Source organism: Duganella phyllosphaerae, assembly GCF_001758785.1.
Classification (GTDB): domain Bacteria; phylum Pseudomonadota; class Gammaproteobacteria; order Burkholderiales; family Burkholderiaceae_D; genus Rugamonas; species Rugamonas phyllosphaerae.
This window is the reverse complement of sequence record NZ_LROM01000047.1, coordinates 45,373-64,313: the sequence shown is the minus strand read 5'-3', so window position 1 is coordinate 64,313 and position 18,941 is coordinate 45,373. Positions and strand designations below refer to the sequence as shown.

At 62.1% G+C, this 18,941-nt stretch carries 21 protein-coding genes; 3 read left to right on the top strand and 18 right to left on the bottom strand.

Annotated features, from left to right (window positions below; genetic code table 11):
• Positions 1 to 122 precede the first annotated feature (122 nt).
• From DUPY_RS03505 to DUPY_RS03465, 9 genes are all read right to left on the bottom strand, one after another.
• The gene (locus DUPY_RS03505; RefSeq protein ID WP_070246421.1) at positions 123 to 1,181 is read right to left on the bottom strand and encodes an alkene reductase; all 1,059 of its coding nucleotides are present in this window, start codon (positions 1,179 to 1,181) and stop codon (positions 123 to 125) included.
• A gap of 9 nt (positions 1,182 to 1,190) precedes the next feature.
• The gene (locus tag DUPY_RS03500; protein WP_070246420.1) at positions 1,191 to 1,481 is read right to left on the bottom strand and encodes an ArsR/SmtB family transcription factor; all 291 of its coding nucleotides are present in this window, start codon (positions 1,479 to 1,481) and stop codon (positions 1,191 to 1,193) included.
• A 99-nt stretch (positions 1,482 to 1,580) separates the two neighbouring features.
• Complete coding sequence (locus DUPY_RS03495; RefSeq protein ID WP_070246418.1) at positions 1,581 to 2,540, bottom strand: hypothetical protein; 960 nt, start codon at positions 2,538 to 2,540, stop codon at positions 1,581 to 1,583.
• Positions 2,537 to 2,746, bottom strand: a complete 210-nt coding sequence (locus tag DUPY_RS03490) for a hypothetical protein (protein ID WP_070246417.1) — start codon at positions 2,744 to 2,746, stop codon at positions 2,537 to 2,539. Before DUPY_RS03490 ends, DUPY_RS03495 begins: the two co-directional genes overlap by 4 nt.
• 19 nt (positions 2,747 to 2,765) lie before the next feature.
• Positions 2,766 to 3,485: a hypothetical protein gene (locus tag DUPY_RS03485; RefSeq protein WP_167359024.1), complete on the bottom strand. Its 720-nt coding sequence runs from the start codon at positions 3,483 to 3,485 to the stop codon at positions 2,766 to 2,768.
• 81 nt (positions 3,486 to 3,566) lie between these two features.
• The gene (locus tag DUPY_RS03480; protein WP_070246413.1) at positions 3,567 to 4,535 is read right to left on the bottom strand and encodes a hypothetical protein; all 969 of its coding nucleotides are present in this window, start codon (positions 4,533 to 4,535) and stop codon (positions 3,567 to 3,569) included.
• A 26-nt stretch (positions 4,536 to 4,561) separates the two neighbouring features.
• Positions 4,562 to 5,485, bottom strand: coding sequence for a CsgG/HfaB family protein (locus tag DUPY_RS03475; RefSeq protein ID WP_070246412.1), 924 nt, complete (start codon positions 5,483 to 5,485; stop codon positions 4,562 to 4,564).
• Positions 5,482 to 5,916, bottom strand: coding sequence for a curli assembly protein CsgF (locus DUPY_RS03470; protein WP_229255224.1), 435 nt, complete (start codon positions 5,914 to 5,916; stop codon positions 5,482 to 5,484). The genes DUPY_RS03475 and DUPY_RS03470 overlap by 4 nt, the downstream gene beginning before the upstream one ends.
• A gap of 21 nt (positions 5,917 to 5,937) precedes the next feature.
• Positions 5,938 to 6,339, bottom strand: coding sequence for a CsgE family curli-type amyloid fiber assembly protein (locus DUPY_RS03465; protein WP_070246409.1), 402 nt, complete (start codon positions 6,337 to 6,339; stop codon positions 5,938 to 5,940).
• A gap of 193 nt (positions 6,340 to 6,532) precedes the next feature.
• On the opposite strand from DUPY_RS03465, the gene DUPY_RS03460 reads away from it, so the two are divergent.
• Complete coding sequence (locus DUPY_RS03460) at positions 6,533 to 7,573, top strand: hypothetical protein (protein WP_070246407.1); 1,041 nt, start codon at positions 6,533 to 6,535, stop codon at positions 7,571 to 7,573.
• Positions 7,574 to 7,587: 14 nt separating this feature from the next.
• Here the strand turns inward: DUPY_RS03460 and DUPY_RS03455 are convergent, their stop codons facing one another.
• The 4 genes from DUPY_RS03455 to DUPY_RS03440 all read right to left on the bottom strand — a co-directional run bounded on the left by DUPY_RS03455 (position 7,588) and on the right by DUPY_RS03440 (position 11,121).
• On the bottom strand, positions 7,588 to 8,739 hold the full coding sequence (locus DUPY_RS03455; RefSeq protein WP_070246405.1) for a sensor histidine kinase: 1,152 nt from the start codon (positions 8,737 to 8,739) through the stop codon (positions 7,588 to 7,590).
• Positions 8,736 to 9,122 (bottom strand): response regulator, encoded by a 387-nt coding sequence (locus DUPY_RS03450; protein WP_070246403.1) that lies wholly within the window; start codon positions 9,120 to 9,122, stop codon positions 8,736 to 8,738. The genes DUPY_RS03455 and DUPY_RS03450 overlap by 4 nt, the downstream gene beginning before the upstream one ends.
• A 149-nt stretch (positions 9,123 to 9,271) precedes the next feature.
• Positions 9,272 to 10,624, bottom strand: a complete 1,353-nt coding sequence (locus tag DUPY_RS03445; RefSeq protein ID WP_070246402.1) for an MFS transporter — start codon at positions 10,622 to 10,624, stop codon at positions 9,272 to 9,274.
• Between the two features lie 128 nt (positions 10,625 to 10,752).
• On the bottom strand, positions 10,753 to 11,121 hold the full coding sequence (locus DUPY_RS03440) for a DUF1304 domain-containing protein (RefSeq protein ID WP_070246400.1): 369 nt from the start codon (positions 11,119 to 11,121) through the stop codon (positions 10,753 to 10,755).
• Between the two features lie 112 nt (positions 11,122 to 11,233).
• Between DUPY_RS03440 and sugE the strand changes: the two genes are divergently transcribed.
• The gene (sugE, locus tag DUPY_RS03435; protein WP_070246399.1) at positions 11,234 to 11,551 is read left to right on the top strand and encodes a quaternary ammonium compound efflux SMR transporter SugE; all 318 of its coding nucleotides are present in this window, start codon (positions 11,234 to 11,236) and stop codon (positions 11,549 to 11,551) included.
• On the opposite strand, the gene DUPY_RS03430 is transcribed toward sugE, so the two are convergent.
• The 3 genes from DUPY_RS03430 to DUPY_RS03420 form a co-directional block, all read right to left on the bottom strand.
• On the bottom strand, positions 11,548 to 12,477 hold the full coding sequence (locus DUPY_RS03430) for a M14 family metallopeptidase (protein ID WP_070246398.1): 930 nt from the start codon (positions 12,475 to 12,477) through the stop codon (positions 11,548 to 11,550). The two genes, sugE and DUPY_RS03430, sit on opposite strands and share 4 nt — an antisense overlap.
• 74 nt (positions 12,478 to 12,551) lie before the next feature.
• A complete protein-coding gene (locus tag DUPY_RS27725) occupies positions 12,552 to 12,920 on the bottom strand; it encodes a DP-EP family protein (protein WP_141749413.1) in 369 nt (122 codons plus the stop codon).
• Positions 12,917 to 16,183, bottom strand: coding sequence for an nSTAND1 domain-containing NTPase (locus DUPY_RS03420; protein ID WP_070246396.1), 3,267 nt, complete (start codon positions 16,181 to 16,183; stop codon positions 12,917 to 12,919). The genes DUPY_RS27725 and DUPY_RS03420 overlap by 4 nt, the downstream gene beginning before the upstream one ends.
• Positions 16,184 to 16,362: 179 nt before the next feature.
• Here DUPY_RS03420 and DUPY_RS28790 point away from each other — a divergent pair, with 179 nt between their 5' ends.
• Positions 16,363 to 17,451 carry a DUF1906 domain-containing protein gene (locus tag DUPY_RS28790; protein ID WP_229255223.1) on the top strand — a complete coding sequence of 363 codons (1,089 nt, stop codon included), beginning with the start codon at positions 16,363 to 16,365 and terminating at the stop codon, positions 17,449 to 17,451.
• Between the two features lie 10 nt (positions 17,452 to 17,461).
• On the opposite strand, the gene DUPY_RS03410 is transcribed toward DUPY_RS28790, so the two are convergent.
• Positions 17,462 to 17,929, bottom strand: coding sequence for a hypothetical protein (locus DUPY_RS03410; RefSeq protein WP_070246395.1), 468 nt, complete (start codon positions 17,927 to 17,929; stop codon positions 17,462 to 17,464).
• Between the two features lie 118 nt (positions 17,930 to 18,047).
• Positions 18,048 to 18,929: a pirin family protein gene (locus tag DUPY_RS03405; RefSeq protein ID WP_070246394.1), complete on the bottom strand. Its 882-nt coding sequence runs from the start codon at positions 18,927 to 18,929 to the stop codon at positions 18,048 to 18,050.
• Between the last annotated feature and the right edge of the window lie 12 nt (positions 18,930 to 18,941).

Below are 18,941 nucleotides of genomic sequence, written 5' to 3'. Positions count from 1 at the left end.
CCCGTACGGGGTCCGACCCCATGGGTCTCGGGGGTAAACAGCGCCCGTATGGGGGCCGACCCCATGGGTTTCGGGGGTAAACAGCGCCCGTACGGGGCCGCCCCCTTCACCGGGATGCGGGTTTAAGCGGCCAAAGCGGGGTAGTCGGTATACCCTTCGGCCGACGGACCATAGAACGTCTCGGCATTCCACTTGTTCAGTGGCGCATCGATTTCCAGGCGGCGTGGCAGGTCCGGGTTGGCGATGAAGTCCTTGCCGAAGGCCACCGCGTCAGCCGTGCCTTTGTCGAGCAACTGCTGGGCGCCGGCCTTGTCCAGGCTTTCGTTGGCGATGTACACGCCGCCGAATTCCTTCTTCAACAGCGGGCCCAGGCTGTCTTCGCCCACGGCTTCACGCGCGCAGATGAAAGCGATCTTGCGCTTGGCCAGCTCGCGCGCCACGTAGCCGAAGGTGGCTGCCGGGTCGGAGTCGCCCATGTCGTGCGCGTCGCGGCGTGGCGCCAGGTGCATGCCCACGCGGTCGGCGCCCCACACCGCGATGCAGGCGTCGGTCACTTCCAGCATCAGGCGCGCGCGGTTTTCAATCGGGCCGCCGTAGTTGTCGGTGCGCTGGTTGGTTTTGTCTTGCAGGAACTGGTCGAGCAGGTAGCCGTTGGCGCCGTGGATTTCCACGCCGTCGAAGCCGGCCTTCCTGGCGTTTTCCGCGCCCAGTTTATAGGCGGCCACCACGCCGGCCAGCTCTTCGGTGTCCAGCGCGCGCGGCACCGGGTAAGGGCGCATCGGGCGCAGCAGGCTGACGTGGCCTTCGGCCGCGATCGCGCTTGGCGCCACCGGGGCGTCGCCGTTCAACAGGCTCGGGTCGGAGATGCGGCCCACGTGCCACAGCTGGGCGAAGATCACGCCGCCAGCGGCGTGCACGGCCGCAGTTACCTGTTTCCAGCCTTCCACCTGCTCGTCGGACCACAGGCCCGGCGTATCGGCATAGCCCACGCCTTGCGGGGTGACCGAGGTGGCCTCCGACAGTATCAGGCCGGCGCTGGAGCGTTGCACGTAGTACTCGGCCATCAGGGCGTTCGGCACGCGGTTGCCGCCAACGGCGCGGGCGCGGGTGAGCGGGGCCATGACGATGCGGTTTTTCAGGGTCAGGTCGCCAATGGTGATCGGGTCGAAGAGAGTAGGCATGTGTTTCCTTTATAAGGTCATTTGGTCGATGAAAGCCCGGATCGTGGCTTCATCACGTTGAAAATAATTCCACTGGCCCACGCGGTGCGACGTAATCAGCCCCGCCTTGAGCAAGATCGCCAGGTGGGCCGACACGGTAGACTGCGACAGCCCCACGCGCTGGTCGATCTGGCCCGCGCACACGCCATTGCTGAACGGATGCGACTGGGTCGGAAAGAACTGCTCGGGGTCCTTCAGCCACGCCAGGATCTGGCGCCGCGTGGGATTGGCCAGGGCTTTGTGGATCGCGTCGATATCCATATCGTCTTTTTACGATGTCAATATCGTGATCTTACGATATAAATGGAAAACGTGCTGGTGACCGCTGCAACAGTGCGGCCGCCAGGATGGGAAGGGGAATTATTGCTGGGCGATGACCCCTTGGTTGCCGCCGCCGGTTTGCGTCATGCTGGCGTTCAGCCGCTGGCCGTTTTGCCTGATGGTGGCCTGGTTGCTTGCTTCTGTCGCAATGATGCCGTTCTGAAGCAGCGACGCCGTATTCAGCGTGCCGCTCTGGGTGATGGCGTAGCTGCTGTCGCTGCCCGCCTGCTCGGTGGTCGCGGCATTGCGTTCGCCCATCTGGATCAGGTTGCCTGTACTACCTTCTGCAATGGTGCGGGTGGTGGCGATATTCTCGATGCCGTTCTGGGTGATGGCGTAGCGGGTCACCATGGCGTCGCCGCTCAGGGCGGTAACCCGGTTGCTTTCGCCAAACTGGGCAAGGTCGTAAAAAGTGTAGCCGGAAGAACGTTGCTCGATGCTGATCAGGTTGGCTATGCCGTTCTGGTCCGTATAGGAATTGGAAAAACCGTTGAGGCGGTTGAACACGCTAAGGGTGTTGTCGTCGCCCGTCTGCCGCGCGGTAAAACCGTTGGTCAGGGTGTTGGCGGCGTCGGCATCGACCCGGTTGTTGGCGCCTGCCTGCACCACGCGCGAAACTGTCTCGTAGGTCTCGTCCTGCCGGATGGCGCTGACGTTGGCTGCGCCCGTTTGCTCGAGCAGGAACCAGGTGCGCTGGCCACTGCGCTGGGTGCCAGCGGCGCGGTTGGCGCCGCCGGTCTGGCTGATTTCCAGGCGCAGGTCGGTCGCTTCGTATTGCCGCACGCCGCCGCTCTGGCTGTCCGGGTTGCCCACCAGGTTGTTGTTGCCGTTCTGGACCACCACGGCATAGACGCCGTCGCCGTTATCGGTCTGGGCGATGTAGGCGCGGTTGCCGACGCCCTTCTGGCTGGCGCTGGCGTTGTTGACATCCTGGGCGGTGCACAGCTGGCACAGCGTGACCAGCAGCGCTGCACTACAGGCGGGGAGGGGTGGTTTCATGATAGCTCCTGGGGTGGTGGAAAATCAGCGCTGGACGATGTTGCCGCGGTTGCCGCAGTTGCCGTTGTGGCCTGGGTCAGCTTGAAGCGATGGTCGGTGCCGCGCTGCCCGGTGGTGGCGACATTGCGAGCGCCGACGTGGGTGATGAGGCCTTCACTGACTTCGGCGGCGCTGGCAATCACGCTGGCAAACGGCTGGTTCGTCATATGGTCTCCGATGGCGGGATCAGTGTTGCAGAATGACGCCCTGGTTGCCATTGCCGGACAGGCTGGCGCTGGCAATGGCCCCGTTGCCCAGCTGCGTCACGCTCATGCTGTTGGACTGGCCGGTATTGGCGACGGTGGCGCGGTTGTCGGCGCCATGCTGGGTGATCGACATGCCGTCGGTCATGTACGCACCGACCTGTGCCAGGTCCGCCCGGTTGCGCAAACCCTGCTGGTCGATCTTGATGCCCGAGTAGTAATCGTCGAACTGCAGCACGTTGGCGTGGTTGCCGGTGCCTTCCTGGGTGACAACCGGACCGGCAAAGCCGCCGATGCTTTCAGTGATGACGATGGCGTTGTCCGTGCCTTTCTGGCTGGTTTGTATCAGGAACGGGAATACCGACACCTGGGACAGCGTGGCGGAATTGTTGGTGCCTTGCTGGCGCGCGACGATGTCCGACAAGCCGGTATCGCGCTGATAGGTGGTGGCTTGGTTGCCGGTGCCGGCCTGCTCGACCTCGGCGCCGGTGATCATGGTCGATTGCTGGAAGACGGATGCGCTGTTGCCGGTGCCGAGCTGGGTCACTGCCGCCGAGGTGCTCGAGATAGTCTGTTCCTGCACCACTGCCGCCAGGTTGCCGGCGCCGTTCTGCACAACTGTCGAGATTGCATCATCGGCCTGCGCTGCCTGGCCCGCGACCAGCACCAGGTTCAGCATGGCTGCCACGAGGACAGCGTTCAAATTGGTTCTCATCTTGTTCCCCGAAAATGTTGGATGGGCAGGAAGTCCCGGATAAGGAACTCCCTGCGGTAACGCTAACGATCAACGTTGTACGATGGTCGCGCGGTTGTTGCCGCCGGTCTGGGCGAGGGCGGCATTGCCGTTGTTACCCAACTGCATGATCATGGCCACGTTCGGTTGTGCGGCGGTCATTGCGGTGCCGGCCTGGGTAATGGTAGCGGTGTTCAGGTTGCCGAGTTGGCGGATCTCCGATTCGTTGAAGTTCTGGGTCTTGTTGACGGTCGCCAGGTTGTTGTTGCCGGTCTGGGTGACGATCGAATTGTTGCGCATGCCGCTGTTGCTGACGGTGGCGCGGTTGTCCATGCCGGTCTGACGCACCGTCATGTTCTGGGTCTCACGGGCGTTGTTCTGCACCATGTTGGCTTCGTTGCGCATGCCATTCTGGTAAATGGAAGGGTTCGAAGCGTAGTCGAGCACTTGCTGGACATTGGCCACGTTGGCCGTGCCTTGCTGCTCAACCACCGGCGAGGTGTTGGTGGCGCGTTCCTGCCGCACCGACAGCTCGTTGTCCGTGCCCACCTGGCGCGTGTTCACGGTGCCGGTCGCCACCTCGAACTGCGCGAACTCCGCGAAGTTGCTGGTACCGTCCTGGCGCGCGCTGATGTTGGCGGTGGTCACCGCTTCCTGGCGGGCCACCACCTGGTTGTTGTTGCCCAGCTGGGTGAAGGCCGCCGTGCTGTTCTGCACGTCGTCCTGCGCCACGGCGGCCTGGTTGGCGTTGCCGTTCTGGTTGATGGTGGCGGTGACGTTCTGCGAATTGGTTTGCATGATGCCTGCTGCGCCACCGGGCGTGCCCACGGTATTGTTATTGCCGGTCTGGGTGACGGTTGCGATGGCGTTCTGGGCGCTGGCCATTTGCTCGATGTTGGCCAGGTTGTTGGCGCCGTTCTGGCTCAGCGTGGCGCGGTTGCTTTGCGCGGTGGCCGGTTGCAGCACGCACATCAGGCTCAGGGCGGCGGCAACGGCGCCGGAAATGATGGTGGTTCTCATGACAGTCTCCTTTGGTTGGTTGGGTGCTACGGGGTGAAACGCTGTGGTTCTGTAATGGGTGCAGGGGCAGGGGCAGGGGCAGTCGCAGCAGGCGGGGCATGGGCAGCCAGGTGCTCGCCGGCGTAGCGCTGCACCACCGGGTTCGACCACTGGGCCGGGTCGGCCAGCGCCCAGTGCTGCTCGCGCACGCCCTGCACGATCAGGTGGCCCAGCGCGGCGGCGATCGCTTCGCTCACGCACAGCTGCGCCGGTTCGTTGCGGGTCATGCCCGCTTCCACTTCCACCAGGTCCTTCACGCTGACGAACTTGAAAAGGCTCGGATGCAGCTCGTACGAATAAATGGTCTTGGTGGTGGAAACGCTTTGCAGGATCTGGCCGCCGCGAATATCGACCGTGCGCAGGTTGACGGTGACCTGGTCCACCCGGTACTGCGACGACATGCCGATGCCGAGAAAGCGCGCGCCCGCGCCGCCGGTGCGCACATTGCTTTCGTAGGCGACGATACCGCCTTCGATCAGCACCGAGGCAGCGAGCAGCGGCGGCATTTGCACCGGCGGCGTGTCGGCCGGTTGCGGCATTTCCAGGGCGCGCACGATCTTGCGTTCGGTGAGCAGGTTCTGCAGGTTCTCGCGCTCCACCGGCACGAACCAGCCCGAGTCCTTCAGCGCCTTGACCAGCAGCGACGAAGCGCCCTGGGTGACGGCGGTGGAAAACGAGCTGTCCGGCGACGGCTTGTACTGGCCGGTCTGGTCGCGGATGCCGTACACGGCCACGGCAATCTTGCCCTTCGGCAACGGCAGTTGCAGCAGGTCGCGGCTGGCGGCGGTGAGCGTGGCCAGTTGCGCCACCGATCCGGCCTCGTCGCGCGGCGTTGACGGCGGGTGCGAGATGGCGCAGCCGGCGCCGGCCAGCGCCACGGCCAGCAGCACGATAATTGCACGCGGCTTCATTGCGACACCTCGAACGAGGTGGACGTGCCGGTGGTTTTATCGACGGTGGTAATGCGCAACATGCCGCCGCCCAGGTCGGTGACGGTGATGGTGAAGTTCGACGTCTGGAAGGTGCCCGGCAGCAGCTTGCCATCGGGGCCGGTGAGCTTGGACGTGGCGGCCGACGCCAGCTGCGAGAGCACCGTGCGTTCCAGTGTCTGGTTGAACTGCGCCAGCGGCGACTGGTCGAGCAGCGACGAGTAACCAAGGCCGCCCTTGTCCACGTGCTTGTTGGTGGCGGTGGCCAGCGCCAGCAGGTGCTGGCCGTTGGCCGGATAGCCGCCGAAGGACGGGTTCACGGCTTGGTACACCAGCTCGGTGGCGTGGGTGTTGCAGTGAAGGGCGCCGGCAAGCAGTATCAGCATGCCAGTGCGAAATGTACAGGTGCGCATCGGAGTCTCCTTGTTGTGAGGTCAGAATTCATCGGGCGCCAGGTCGGCGTCGTGGAACAGCTTGCGTTCGGCGTCGGTACGCTGCACGGTGGCCCACACGTGTTGCACGGCATTGGCGGCCAGCTCGGGCAAGGCCGCGCGCGCCGGCGGCAGGCGCAGTTGCAGCACGGTGCGCTGCGCGTAATCGATCCATACCTCGCTGCCGAAGCGCGCCGACGGCCGTTCGCGGATCGCCAGCGTGACTTGGTCGCTGCCGTCCTGGTCGCGCCAGGCCGCCAGAAAATGCTGGGAAAAATCGTGGCCGGCGGTGGTGATGGTCTGCACCGTGACCACGCCGGTCGCGCGCGGCGGCTCGGGGTTGGCAGCGAATGCGCGCATCGAAAACAGCGCTGTTGCCGCAATAAACATGACGCGTAAAAACATGTGATCCTCGCTGCCGTTGAGGCCGTAATGGCCGGGTGGTCAGTCGAGTATAGAAGTCGCGTTCGCCTCAAATTTGACGACGATCACGCGCGGGGACGATATGATTTTGTGGGGGAAAGGAAGTGGAAAAACGTGCTTGAGCCCGTGAAATCAATTAGTGTAGAGGTATCGAAAACGGCTCGGGGAGCATCTCATGTCCAACCATTATCTCGACGTTGCCATCGGCTTGTCGTTCACGTTTCTGGCAGTGAGCCTGCTGTGCAGCGCCACCCGCGAGGCGATCGCTTCGCTGTTTCAGACCCGCGCCAAGGTGCTGCTCGACGGCGTGCTGACGATGTTGCACGAATCGGCCGCCAAGCCGCGCCTGCGCGGCGTGGGCCCGTCGATCGCGCGCCTGCTGCGGCGTGACGACTGTTTCGGGCTCGACCGCCTCGGTAATGACTCGCTGGCGGCCGACGTCATGCGCCATCCGCTGATCGTCGGCATGGCGCAGCGCGGTCGCATGCCGTCCTATATCCCGGCGCCGATTTTTGCGCGCGCGTTCGTGTCCACGCTGATCGCCCGCTATGGCAAGGCCCACACCGCGCAACTGCTGCTGGCCAGCACCGGCAACGACGGCCTGGCGCGCACCCTGCTGGCGATCATGGGCGAAGGGCCTAACGACGCGACCGCGCTGGAAAACGCCGTGCGCATCTGGTACGAGACGGTGATGGAGCGCATCACCGGCTGGTACAAGCGGCGCTCGCAACTGGTGCTGTTCTGCGTGGGTTTGTTTTACGCGGGCGCGATGAATATCGACGCGCTGGTGCTGAGCCAGCGCCTGTGGCAGGACGACAGCGTGGCGGCCGAACTGGCCAAAACCAGCGCCGAGACCATCGCCGCCGGCCGCGTGAAAGCAGACCCCGCCGCCACCCCGGCACAGGCGCTGGGCCAGGCCGTCGCGGCGCAAAAGGCGATCGACAAGGTGGCAGGTTTGCCGGTCGGCTGGCCGTCGTCGCGCTTCGAAAATTCTAGCGGGCAGGGCGCAGCGGCGTGGATGCTGGCGCTGGGGTTTGCGCTGCTGGGCTGGATAGCGACCGCGTTTGCCTCGTCGCTGGGGGCGCCGTTCTGGTTCGACGGCGTAGGCTGGCTGCTGGCGCTGCGCGGCACCGGCGTCAAGCCGCCGGTGGAGTCGTTTCCGGCGACGGCGGTGACGGTGTTGCCGAGTTTGACGACAGCGGTGCGCGAAAACTAGCGCCGCCCCGATTTTCAGTCGCCGCTGCGACGCAGCGGTGTCTGGCGTGGCAGCCGCACGGTAAAAGTCACGCCGGCATCCTCGTGCGAGCTGACCGAAATTTCACCATCGTGCGCACTGACGATCTCTTTGACGACGTAGAGCCCCAAACCCAGGTTTTGCATGTGTGCTCCCACCCGTTCGCTGGCCGGGCGGATGGCGAAGCGCTTGATTGGATCGAACAGGGTGCGTAATTTGGTCTGGGAGAAAATTTCGGCCTGGTTGTTGACCTCATACACGACTTCGCCCGCAAGTCCCATGATCGATACGCTGATCGGGCTATCGGGGGTACTGTGTTGAATGGCATTGGAAATCAGGTTGGAAAATGCCTGGGCCATGCGTTGTCCATCCCATGTCCCCACCAGGTCACCGTCTGCGCTCAGTTCGAATTTGCGGTCGGGATTGAAGGTCTTTGCTTCATCGATCGTGTTCTGGCAGATTTCCAGCAAATTGACCGTGCGCGGATCGATCGGGATGCCTTCCCCCAGGTGCGTGGTCGAGAAGTCCAGCAGGTCGCGCACGATGGCGTCCATGCGTTTGGAACTGTTGAGGATGCGGAGCCCCACCTTCAATGCCTTCGATGGCAGTGTCTGGTCCATCAGCAGCACTTGCGCGCCCATGCTGACCGCGCCGAGCGGTGTGCGCACGTCATGCCCGAGGATCGCCAAAAACAGGTTTTGCGCTTCCCGCAGCATTTTTGCGTAACGCTCCATCGACTCGGTCTGCGCCTGGTCGATTGCCTCGTTAAAACGGATCATGTCCTCGATGTCGCCAGGCGATGTGATTTGCTTGTGCTGTGCCCACAGACGTAAGACGCTGGAGCGCAGCGCCCTGAATTCCGCCATGACATGTTCGCCGGAGAATCCTGCCGCAACCCGTTCTTCGGCGTGCAGCTGGGCGGCTGTATCGCCCGCGAGAGCGACCGCCAGGCCTTTGGACTTGGCAATGCCCTGGTGCTCCGACTGCGGCGTATCGAGGTCTGTTGCAATCACCCGCAACACTGCGCTTGCATGGTCGCGCAGTTCGACCCTGGTGGCGTCTTCCAGTGGCGCCAGCGATGCGGCAAACTCTTCCCATTCCTTAAGGATGGGTTCCATCTTTTCCAGGATGAAGGCAGACAGTTTCATGGCTTGCCTCCGGCTGCCTGGGTGGTTGTCGCTGGCGTTACCAGCTTGCCGACCTGCTCCATCAGGGCCTCTGCCAGGAACGGCTTGTTGATGAAGCCATCGTAGCTGTCCCCGTACGCCACGGTCCTGCGCAGGGAGCCGCTCATGAGCAGAATAGGCAGGTCATTGCGGCTATGTCCGGCTCGCACCAGCGCGCTGAGTTCCAGGCCGGAGCGGCCAGGCAGCACGCAGTCGGAGATCAACAGGTCGGGCTTGCGCTCGGCTATTTTGAGCAAGGCCTCTTCGGCGCTATGAGCTATCTCCACTTGGTGGTGATATGTTTCCAGCACCATGGAGCAGGTTTCCGCCAGGTCCACGTCGTCTTCGACCACTAAAATCATCATGTCATTCTCCGGTGATTGCCTTGTACACCGAAGAAATGATCGGACGGGGAAGCAAACCCACACGCAGTGTCGGCTTATTGAGCGGCACTCTCTGTACGCTTGCGTACATTGCCTTGGGTAGTGACTTTTCCGGTAGCTGACGTCACTGATCAGCCAGTGCGCCACTGCAGCGTCCCTTCTTTTGCACGCAGCGTTGCGGGCAGGGCAAACAGCACGATCGCCGCGCCGGCGACACAAAGGCAGCCAATCGCATATAAAGCTGGCGTGGTACTGCCCGTCGCATCCTTGATACGGCCCACGAGTACCGGGCTGACCATGCCGCCCAGTTGGCCCAGGGTATTGATCAATGCGAAACCGCCTGCCGCACCCACACCAGTGACGATTTTCGGGGGCAGTGCCCAGAAGGCGGGGACCGATGCGATCACACCTGCTCCCATGATGGCCAGGGCAGCAATCAATACCGCCGTGTTGTGTGCGAAGATGCCGGCGCTGAAAAAACCGGCGGCGGCGAGCAGCATCAGGACCATGACATATTTGCGTCGTTCGCCGGAGCGGTCGGACAGGCGGCCAACCACCACCATGGAGATTGCACCGCACAGGTACGGGACCGCCGTCAGCAGGCCGATGGTTGCCGCATTGGTCATGCCCGACGCGCGTATCAGGTGCGGCGCCCAAAAATTGAGGCCGTAGGAGCCCATCTGGATCAGGAAGTACACCAGGCACAGGGTCAGAAACCCCGGCGTCTTGAGGGCGCCGAGCAAGGAGTGGCCCTGGCCGCCGATCGAATGGTTCTGCTCGTCGATGCGGCGCGACAGCAGTGCCTGCTCGTCCCGGGTCAGCCAGGTGGCGTCCACCATGCGGTCCTTCAACACCTTCAGGACCAGGAAGCCAAGAAATACGCACGGAATGCCGCCGACCAGGAACAGCCAGTGCCAACCGCGCAAGGTCAGCAAGCCGTCCAACTGCGACAGGATCAGTCCGGCGCCCGGCGCTCCCAGCACACCGGCAAACGCCGACGCCAGGCACAGGGTCGACGTGATGCGGCCCCGGTAGGCAGAGGGAAACCAGAGCGTCAGGTAGTACAGCACGCCGGGCGCAAAGCCGGCCTCCAGGGCGCCGATCACGAAGCGTAAACCATAAAACTGCCACTCGACCTGGACGCACGCCATCAGGGCGGTGGCAATTCCCCAGGACACCATGATGCGGGCAATCCAGCGCCGGGCCCCCACCTTGTAGAGCATCAGGTTGCTCGGCACTTCGAACAGGACGTAGCCGACCACGAACAGGCTGGCGCCCAGACCATAGGCCGTATCGCTCAGGCCGAGATCGGTTTGCAGGGCAAATTTGGCGAAGCTGACGTTGATGCGATCGAAAAAGGCAAACAGGTAGCAGACCATGATGAGCGGCATGATGTGCCACGCCACCTTGCGCACGATGCGCGCTTCCTCGATTGCCGAGGCAAGAGCCGTTGTTTCGGTGTGAACAGATGATGACGTCGACATGGAGCCTCCTGATGGAATGCTTGAAAGCATTCTGCCGCTCAGAGTGTCGACGTCTTCCCGTGTTTGCTCCGTACGCTAGCGTACATTGCAACTTGCAATTAACTTCGGCGATTGACCACTTCTGCAGGTCAGACGGCGCTAGCGGCGAAATGCAGAGCCAACGCCACCACCGCGGGCAAGGTCTGGATCAGCAGGATGCTGCGCTTGACCGTCAGGCCGCCCCACACGCCGGCCACCGCCACGCAGCACAGGCCGAACACGGTGAAGGCCGAGCCCACCACGCTGTTCGGATGGGCAAAGCCGACCACCAGCGCTGCGACCAGGAAACCGTTGTAGCAACCCTGGTTGGACATGCCGGCGCGGACGATCTCCGCCTTTTCCTGCGACAGGCCGAACACCTTGCGCCCGCGCGTATCGAACAACACGGTTTCCAGCAGGACGATATAAATGTGGATCAGCGCGACAAAGCCGGTGACGATCTGGGCCAGTAACTGCATGGTTGCTCCTGTTATTGTTAAGCAATGATTATCTCCGAGATTGTTGCTGATGGTATAGTTTTATGTTGCGCGCTGATTGGCAGGGACCGCCTTGCTGCGTACTGGAGACTTTATGACCTGGATTATCCTCATCATCGCCGGCCTGCTGGAAGTGACCTGGGCCATCGGCCTGAAATACACGGCCGGCTTCACCAAGCTGATGCCCACGCTGTGGACGCTGACCGCCATGCTCGGCAGTATCGGCATGTTGGGCCTGGCGCTGCGCACGCTGCCACTGGGCACCGCCTACGCCATCTGGACCGGCATCGGTACCGTCGGCACCGTCATCTATGGCATCGTCGCGCTCGACGAACCGGCCAGCGCCATGCGCCTGGCCTGCATCGCCATGATCATAGGCGGCATCATCGGTTTGAAATTGACCAATGCTTAAAACGCGGGATTGGCGCGGGTGAGGTAATACCACTCGGCGCCGGCCGCTGCTGCGCTGTCGGGGAACAGGATGCGGCCGTCGAACCCGGCCACCACCGGCGTGCCGTCGGCCCGCGTGCCGATCTGCTCGCCCCTGGCCACAGCGTCGAAGCTGCGCCAGGGCTTTGAGAACACATCGTCGGCCGAAATTTTATCGACCACGCCCACCATGGTCAGCGCCTCCATGGCCTGGGCAGCGACTGGCGCCGGTGGCGTGCCATCGGTCATGCCCAGGAAGGCCAGCGTGTTCAGAATGGCGCGATAGGCTACTGTCCGCGCTTGGGGGGCCTGGTGCTGGCCGCATTCGAGCGTGAGCGCATAGCCGCCGGTGCTGCGCATGTATTCGGAGGTGCCCATGCCGTAGCGCAGCACGGTTTCAAGCTGCGATTCATCGCCGAGGCGGCGCCGCACGCCATCGCCATACGTTCGCAACCACCCATCGACAAACCGCCGCACGCCCAGGTGGCGCGCCAGCGCGCGCTCGGCCTGTTCGTGCTGGAACGGTTCGAGCGCGCCGGTGTTGTTACGGGGGCCGACCATCACGAACGGCTCGCCGGGCGCGTTGAAGGAATGCAGGTCGAGCAGCACATCATGCTGCGCCAACAGCGGGCACAGCCAGTTGGCGACATGGTCTTCGAAGTCCTGCGGATGCGCGGTCGGTAACAGCTTGCGGTTGAGATTGCGGTCGCCGTTGCGGGTGCGCCTGGCGTAGGCGAGGGGATTGGCGATGGGGACGAAAGTGACGCGGCCGCTGCGCAAAGCCAGCGTGCCGCTGTCGAGGTCGGCCATCACGCGGGCGATGGCCTCGGTGCCGCAGGTTTCGTTGCCGTGGATGGCGCCGGTGATGATGAGGCTGGGGCCGGGGTTGGCGCCAGTGTGCTCTGCCATTCCGAAGTTATATAGCTGAGTCACTTCAACCTCACTTCAGTTTGGATTAGATTGACGGACGCGCGATTGAAAATTTATTCGTTGGTATCGTTTTGAACCTGTGGATCATGAACGAATCGATGGCCTTCGGTTCTATTGGTGAATTCAAGATTGAGATTAAGCCAGCAGTTGCACGTATTGGCATCGCTTACTGTCAGCAATTTTCCGCTCTTCGATATGGCAGGAGAGCTGATTTGATTCATATCTTTTGGCGTTACGTCGAGGCCACTGAAGACGATATCCTGGCCATACGTATCAACAATTTGAAAATTGATAATTGTGTCGCGTTGTACAACCTTCGGTATAGCAGGTTCGCAACGAACTTCATATTTTTCTTCGGCTTCTTTTTTCTTTACCCAGACTAAGATGTTGATAAAAGATGTTGGGGAAATTGCTGTCGTCATGGTGTGGCGCTCCTTGAGGGGTGGGTTGAAATGTAGGTCAGGTAAAATGGATCGCGATAAGACATTGCAGCGAGTTTTTCTTTTTCGTTGCTGGTCGGGTTCGTTTGGCCTGCACACAGGCCGATTTTTACCCATCGAGTTAATACTTTGAAATCGGAGCTACGGTCTATGCCGGGGTGCAAAATTTGACGTGCGCGGTCACAATCGTTAGGAAAGTCACCTGGCAGGGTGGCAAGTTCCGATTTGAGCACCATCGCGTCCACTAATGCATGATTTACCAATTTGTCGGAGGTGAAATTTCTATGTTGATTTTCAAGAATTTGCATTGCATTCGCTAAATCATTAGTTGCCTCTTGAAACTTCCCCATCTTTATATATGAGCTTGCCTTACTGATTTGTACATTTGCTAAAGCAACCTGGACTCCGACTTTATTGGGTTCTTTTTTTGCCAGATTGGTTAGGTTTGAGTGCAAGCGGGTCAGTCGGGCAACGGACTGCTCTGATGTCTCTTTGAGCGCATCTATATCAATAAGCCAAAGCTCAGCGACGTACATTAGTTGTTGCCAATATCGATTGCTAGGATCTTTCTCGGCAGCAGTTCTCAGAAGCGAGTACGATTCGGACGCACTTTCACGGCTCGCTTGCATCTCTCCCTGAGCTCGCTTTAAATCCGATCTTCGACCAAGCGCCGAACCAAGTTCCTTTGTCCAAACTGTTTCATTTGGAAAATCTCGGCAGAGCTGGCGCAGTAATGAGATCTGGATTGTTTGTAAAGAATCAACTTTGGAAAATAGCCCTAATTGAAGCTGAACGCTTGCCTGCCAAGAAAGACTATCGGCGAGTGCAGATGCAATTTTTTTGTCCCCTGGTTTTTTAGCATAGGCCTGCGTCTTTAAACTGACAGAATGTGCAAAAGAAATTGCAGCTTCCTCAAGATTGCCCTCTCTCAAAGCAACGCTGCCTAAACTGTTATGAGCGAATGACTGTTCAAGCCAGCTGTCGATGTCTTTTGGCGCTAAGGCAGCTCTCCGATCGCTGATCAAACGATACTCATCAAAGTATTTTTTAGCTTCAGGCCAATTTCTATCATTAAAATATATTTGTCCGAGCCAGAAAGCATTTTCGCCAGTGCTTTTCAGAAGCTGAGCATTTTCCGGATGATTCTCTAGAAGCTCACTCAGAATATTTCTCCCAGCCAACAGTGCCGTGATTCCACCAGCGGAATCTCCCCTGGAGTTAAGAACCTCGCCCACTACTAATAAAGATCTCGCGCGTTGAGTCAGGGCAACTTCGTTGTCATTTGAATGTCGGGGCGAAGATAAATACGACAGCGCCCTGGTACTCACCGTATCGAGCAAATCGAGCTTCCCCAACGGCCGTAACTTCTCGACAAACTCCCCCAGCATAAACCCCATCAACCCCTCGGCCTCGGTCCGGTGCGCCTCGGCCTCCACCTGCGCCGAGCGCGCCTTCAGTCCCATCCCTGCGGCCAACAACGCCAGGCAGGCCATCACGATCATCACGCCCAGGCGCAGGCGCTCGGCGCGCCTGGCGCCGGCCAACGACAGGTCGATGAAGCCGCGTTCTTCGGGCGTAAAACTGAGCGCCGTGGTCGTGACCAGCTCCCGCGCCTGGTTCGCCTGCGTACCTGACGGCAGCAACATATCGCGCTTGCGGCCGCTGTCTTGCCAGCGCCGTGCCTGCGCGCTGATGCGGCTGCGGGTTTGCAGCCACTGGCGGTGTTCTTCCACCCATGCCACCACTCGCGGCCAGCGCCGCAGCAGTGCTTCGTGGGCGATGCCGAAGGCCGGGGCGCCGCCGTGCAGGTCGCTCACGAACAGGTGGGCGTCCACCAGCGCCTGCACCAGTTTTAGCTCGTCGTCGTTGGTGACATCAGACCACGGCACGCGGCGCGAGGTGACCGTGGTGTCGTCTTCGGCCACCAGCACCAGGCGCGACAGCAGTTGCGGCAGGGCGGCGATCTGCGCCGGGCCCAGGCTCGAGATGACTTGCTCGGCGCGGGCGCCGATGGCGCCTTCCAGGCCGCCCATGGCGTGGAAGGCGGCGTGGGTCAGCTCGCCGCTGTCGGTGCGCTGGCGGTAGAGTTCTTGCAGGCAGTATTGCAACAGGGGCAGGGTGTCGGGGCCGGACCGGGCGGCGCTGCACAACACGTCGTCGAGCGCTTCGCCGTGTTCGTCCACCGTGTAGCGCAGCTGGGCGGCCTGGGCCGGGTGGCGCACGATCTGGGCGATGTCGGCGCTGCCGGGCGGCGCCAGGTCGAAGTGGCCGCCGCGCAGTTTGACGTTCATCAGGACCGGATAAGCGGTCAACTGCGGGTAAAAGTCGTTGCGGCAGGCCAGGATCAGCAACAGGCAGCCCGAGCGCGCCAACTGGTCCAGCACGTCGATGAAGACTTCGCGTTCCCCGGCAGTCACGTGCGGCAGGCGGAAGATCGCTTCGAAGCGGTCGATGAACAGCGCCAGCCGCAGGCTCGGCAGCGCGGCTTGCAAGTGGGCCACCAGGCCCGGCATATCCTGCGCCATGTAGCTTGCCAGCGCGGCCGCGCTGGTGTTTTCGAATAACTGGCGGCCGTCGATTTCGGCGTCGAGCAGGGTGCTGCCCAGGGTTTCAAGCAGGCCGGACTGCCCCATGTCGGCGCAATCGATCTGCACATGGTCGGTGATCGTGATGCCTGCTTCGGCCGGGGCCGCGCCCGCTTTCAGGGCGGGAATCAGTCCGGCCTGGATCAGCGAAGTCTTGCCGGCGCCGGACGGCCCCAGCACCACGACCAGCGCGCACGCGGCCTGGACTTGCTGAACCACCACCTGCACCAGGCGGTCCACGCTGACCTTGCGGCCGTAGAAAATCGCCGCGTGTTGTTCCTCGAAAGCTTCCAGGCCACGGAACGGCGAGGCGTGGATCCAGCTGCCCTGGCTGACGTCATCCTCGTAGCTGAGCTCGGCCACCAGGCGGTAGCCGCGCTTGCGGATGGTCTCGATATAGCGCGGATCGGAGGCCGAATCGTCGAGCGCGCGGCGCAACTGGGTGATGATTTTATGCACCGCGTTGTCGCTGGCCGGAGTCTCGCCCCAGCAGGCGTCAAGCAGGGCGTCGGCCGCAATGACGGTATGCGGATGCCGCGCCAAATGTAACAAAACATCCATCGCGCGCGGCTCGATCTGCCTGCTGAGTTCACCCGAGTTGAGCGTATTGGTGGCGGGATCGACGCGCCATTGGCCAAAGCGGAAGCTCTTATGGTTCAAACTGACCTTCTACGCAAAAATTAAATCGATATTAATCAAAGACTTATGGCCAAGAAGGTTTCCAGAAGGCCGGTTTCATGCTGCGCGGGTAAAGTTCTTTCATCCCTGCATGATTTTTGAGAATATAACATTAAGCTGGAGAAACTATTAAACATTCTGCTTACCCTGTTGCATTAAGTGTGACATCAGCACGCAGCGCGCCGCTGGGCGCCAGCGATCCGCATCCCAACGATGTGCGCGCCGAACTGCATCGGATCGCGGTCAGTCGCGCCTTCGCCCACGCCGGCGCCAGCTGCCAGCTGCTCGATTACCTGGTCAGTCACCGCCACGCGCAGCTCTACAGTGCTTACTCGATCGGGGTCGAGGTATTCGGCCGTTCGCCTGCTGCCTTCGATCCCGCCGACGACCCGGTGGTCGGGCTGCAACTGGTGCGCTTGCGGAGCAAGCTCGGCCAGTACTACGCCGGCGAGGGGCGTGGCAATCCGCTGCGCATCCGCATACCGGTGCACGGCTACCGGGTGCGCATCGAGCGCGCCGAGCCGGAGCCTTTGGCTGGTCCGATGCCAAGCCTGCGGTCGGTTCCCGCGCCTTCATCCACCATTCCTGCAGGAGTACCCATGGTTGTCATGACCGGCGTCAAAGCCGCTTTCGAACTGACGCAGCACGCAATAGCAATCAAGCAACAGGGTGTCGATTTTGCCATCCGCTACTACAGCCACAGCGCGGGCAAGAATTTGTCGATGGCCGAAGCGCGGGCGCTGACCGATGCCGGCATCCACATCGGCGTGGTGTGGGAGACCATCGGCGCCCACCTGCATTCGTTCAGCCGGGCCCAGGGCATGGCCGATGGCGCCGCCGCTTATTTGATGGCGCAGTCGGGCATTACCCAGCCTTCCGGCTCGGCGATTTATTTCGAGGTCGATTGCAATCCCAACGCCGACGATATTGCCGGTCCGATCACGCGCTATTTCGAGGGCGTCAACCAGGCGTTCAAGGCGGCCCGGCCGGGCGAGCCGGTGTACCAGGTGGGGGTGTACGGTTCGGCTGCGTGTTGCGAGGCGATGGTCAGTGTTGGCCTGGCCACGCTGAGCTGGCTGGCGCCGGCGCCGGACAACACACCGTCGGCGCCGGAAGCGCCGAAGTTCGAGTCGTTCAACCTCAAGCAGCTGGCGCCGGCGGTGCTGCCGGTCGATGATGGCCGCCGCATCCATGTCGAACTGGCGCGCAGCAATGAGGGCTGGCCTACCGGCTTCTTCCAGATCCTATAAATCAGGCGCTTCAGGCTTTCATGTCGATGACGTCGAAAGGCGAGTGGGTGGAGGAGAGGAATGCCATCACGCTGCGGGCGCGTTCGGCGATGTCGTCGTGGCGGGTGCCGGCCACTTGGGCGCGCAGGCCGGGGATGACTTCGGTGATGTGGGCGCTGTCGTAGGCGTGCACCAGTTGCACGGCCAGCTCGGTGGCGCGGCCGCGGTTGTGGCGCATGCGTTCTTCCAGCACAGCCAGCAGCGCGCGCTGCATGCGCGGCGTGGGATTGTCGATCTGCCCGAACACCAGCGGCGTGTTGGCAATCGCCTCGCACAGGCGCTGTTCGATCTGGTCGGGTTTGACGTAGGACGCAATGTCGAAGTAGGCGCCGTTCCAGCGCGTGCGTTCGTACGGATGGCCGGGCGGGAAGGACGATACCGTTTCAAAGCCGAGCATGTAGCTCAGCTTGCGCAGCCATTTCAGGAATAAGGGGTTCATCGGCGTATTTTATCCGAGATTAACCCGGCAAACGGTCACGGTCATGCTTGCGCCGCCGCATGGGGTCGGACCCTGGACAGGGTCCGACCCCGGTTGGCTGCGGTTGGTCATGTAGGGTTCATGCGTGCGTTTCTTCGCCCAGCTTGCCGCTGCGGAAATCCTCCACCGCCTGGAACACCTCGGCCTGGGTGTTCATCACGAACGGGCCGTATTGCGCGATCGGTTCGTTGAGCGGCTTGCCGGCCACCAGGATGAAACGGCTGGCATCCAGCGCGTGGACGTTGATGCCGTCCGCGCCCTCGGTGTTGGCCAGGATCGCCATGCGCCCGGCCGCCACGTCCTTGTCGCCCACCCGCACCAGGCCGCGATACACGAACACGAAGGCATTGTGCCCTGGAGGCAGCACCTGGCTGAACGACGCGCCGGCCGGCACCTCGACGTCGAGGTAAATCGGTTCGGTCACCTCCCGCTGCACCGCCCCCGCCACGCCGTGGCTGCTGCCGGCGATGACCTTGACCTGGACACCGGCGGCGGTGACGAAGCGCGGCAGCTCGTCGCCGTTGAAGTCGCGGTACCACGGTTCGCGCAGCTTGTTCCTGGCCGGCAGGTTGAGCCACAATTGAAAACCTTCCATCCGGCCTTCCTGCTGCTCGGGCATCTCCGAGTGGATCACGCCGCGACCGGCGGTCATCCATTGCACGCCGCCGTTGGTCAGCAAGCCCTCGTTGCCGGCGCTGTCGCGGTGGCGCATGCGGCCCTCGAGCATATAGGTCACGGTCTCGAAGCCCCGGTGCGGATGGCTGGGGAAGCCGGCGATGTAGTCGTTGGCTTCGCCGCTGGCGAAATTGTCGAGCATCAGGAACGGGTCGAGCCGGCGTTGCAGCGGCTGGGTGACCACGCGGTTGATTTTCACGCCCGCGCCATCCATCACGGCCTGGCCGGCCAGCACGCGTTCCACGCCGCGTTCGCGGGTGACGGTATCGCTTGCTACGTTGTTCATGGCGCTGCTCCT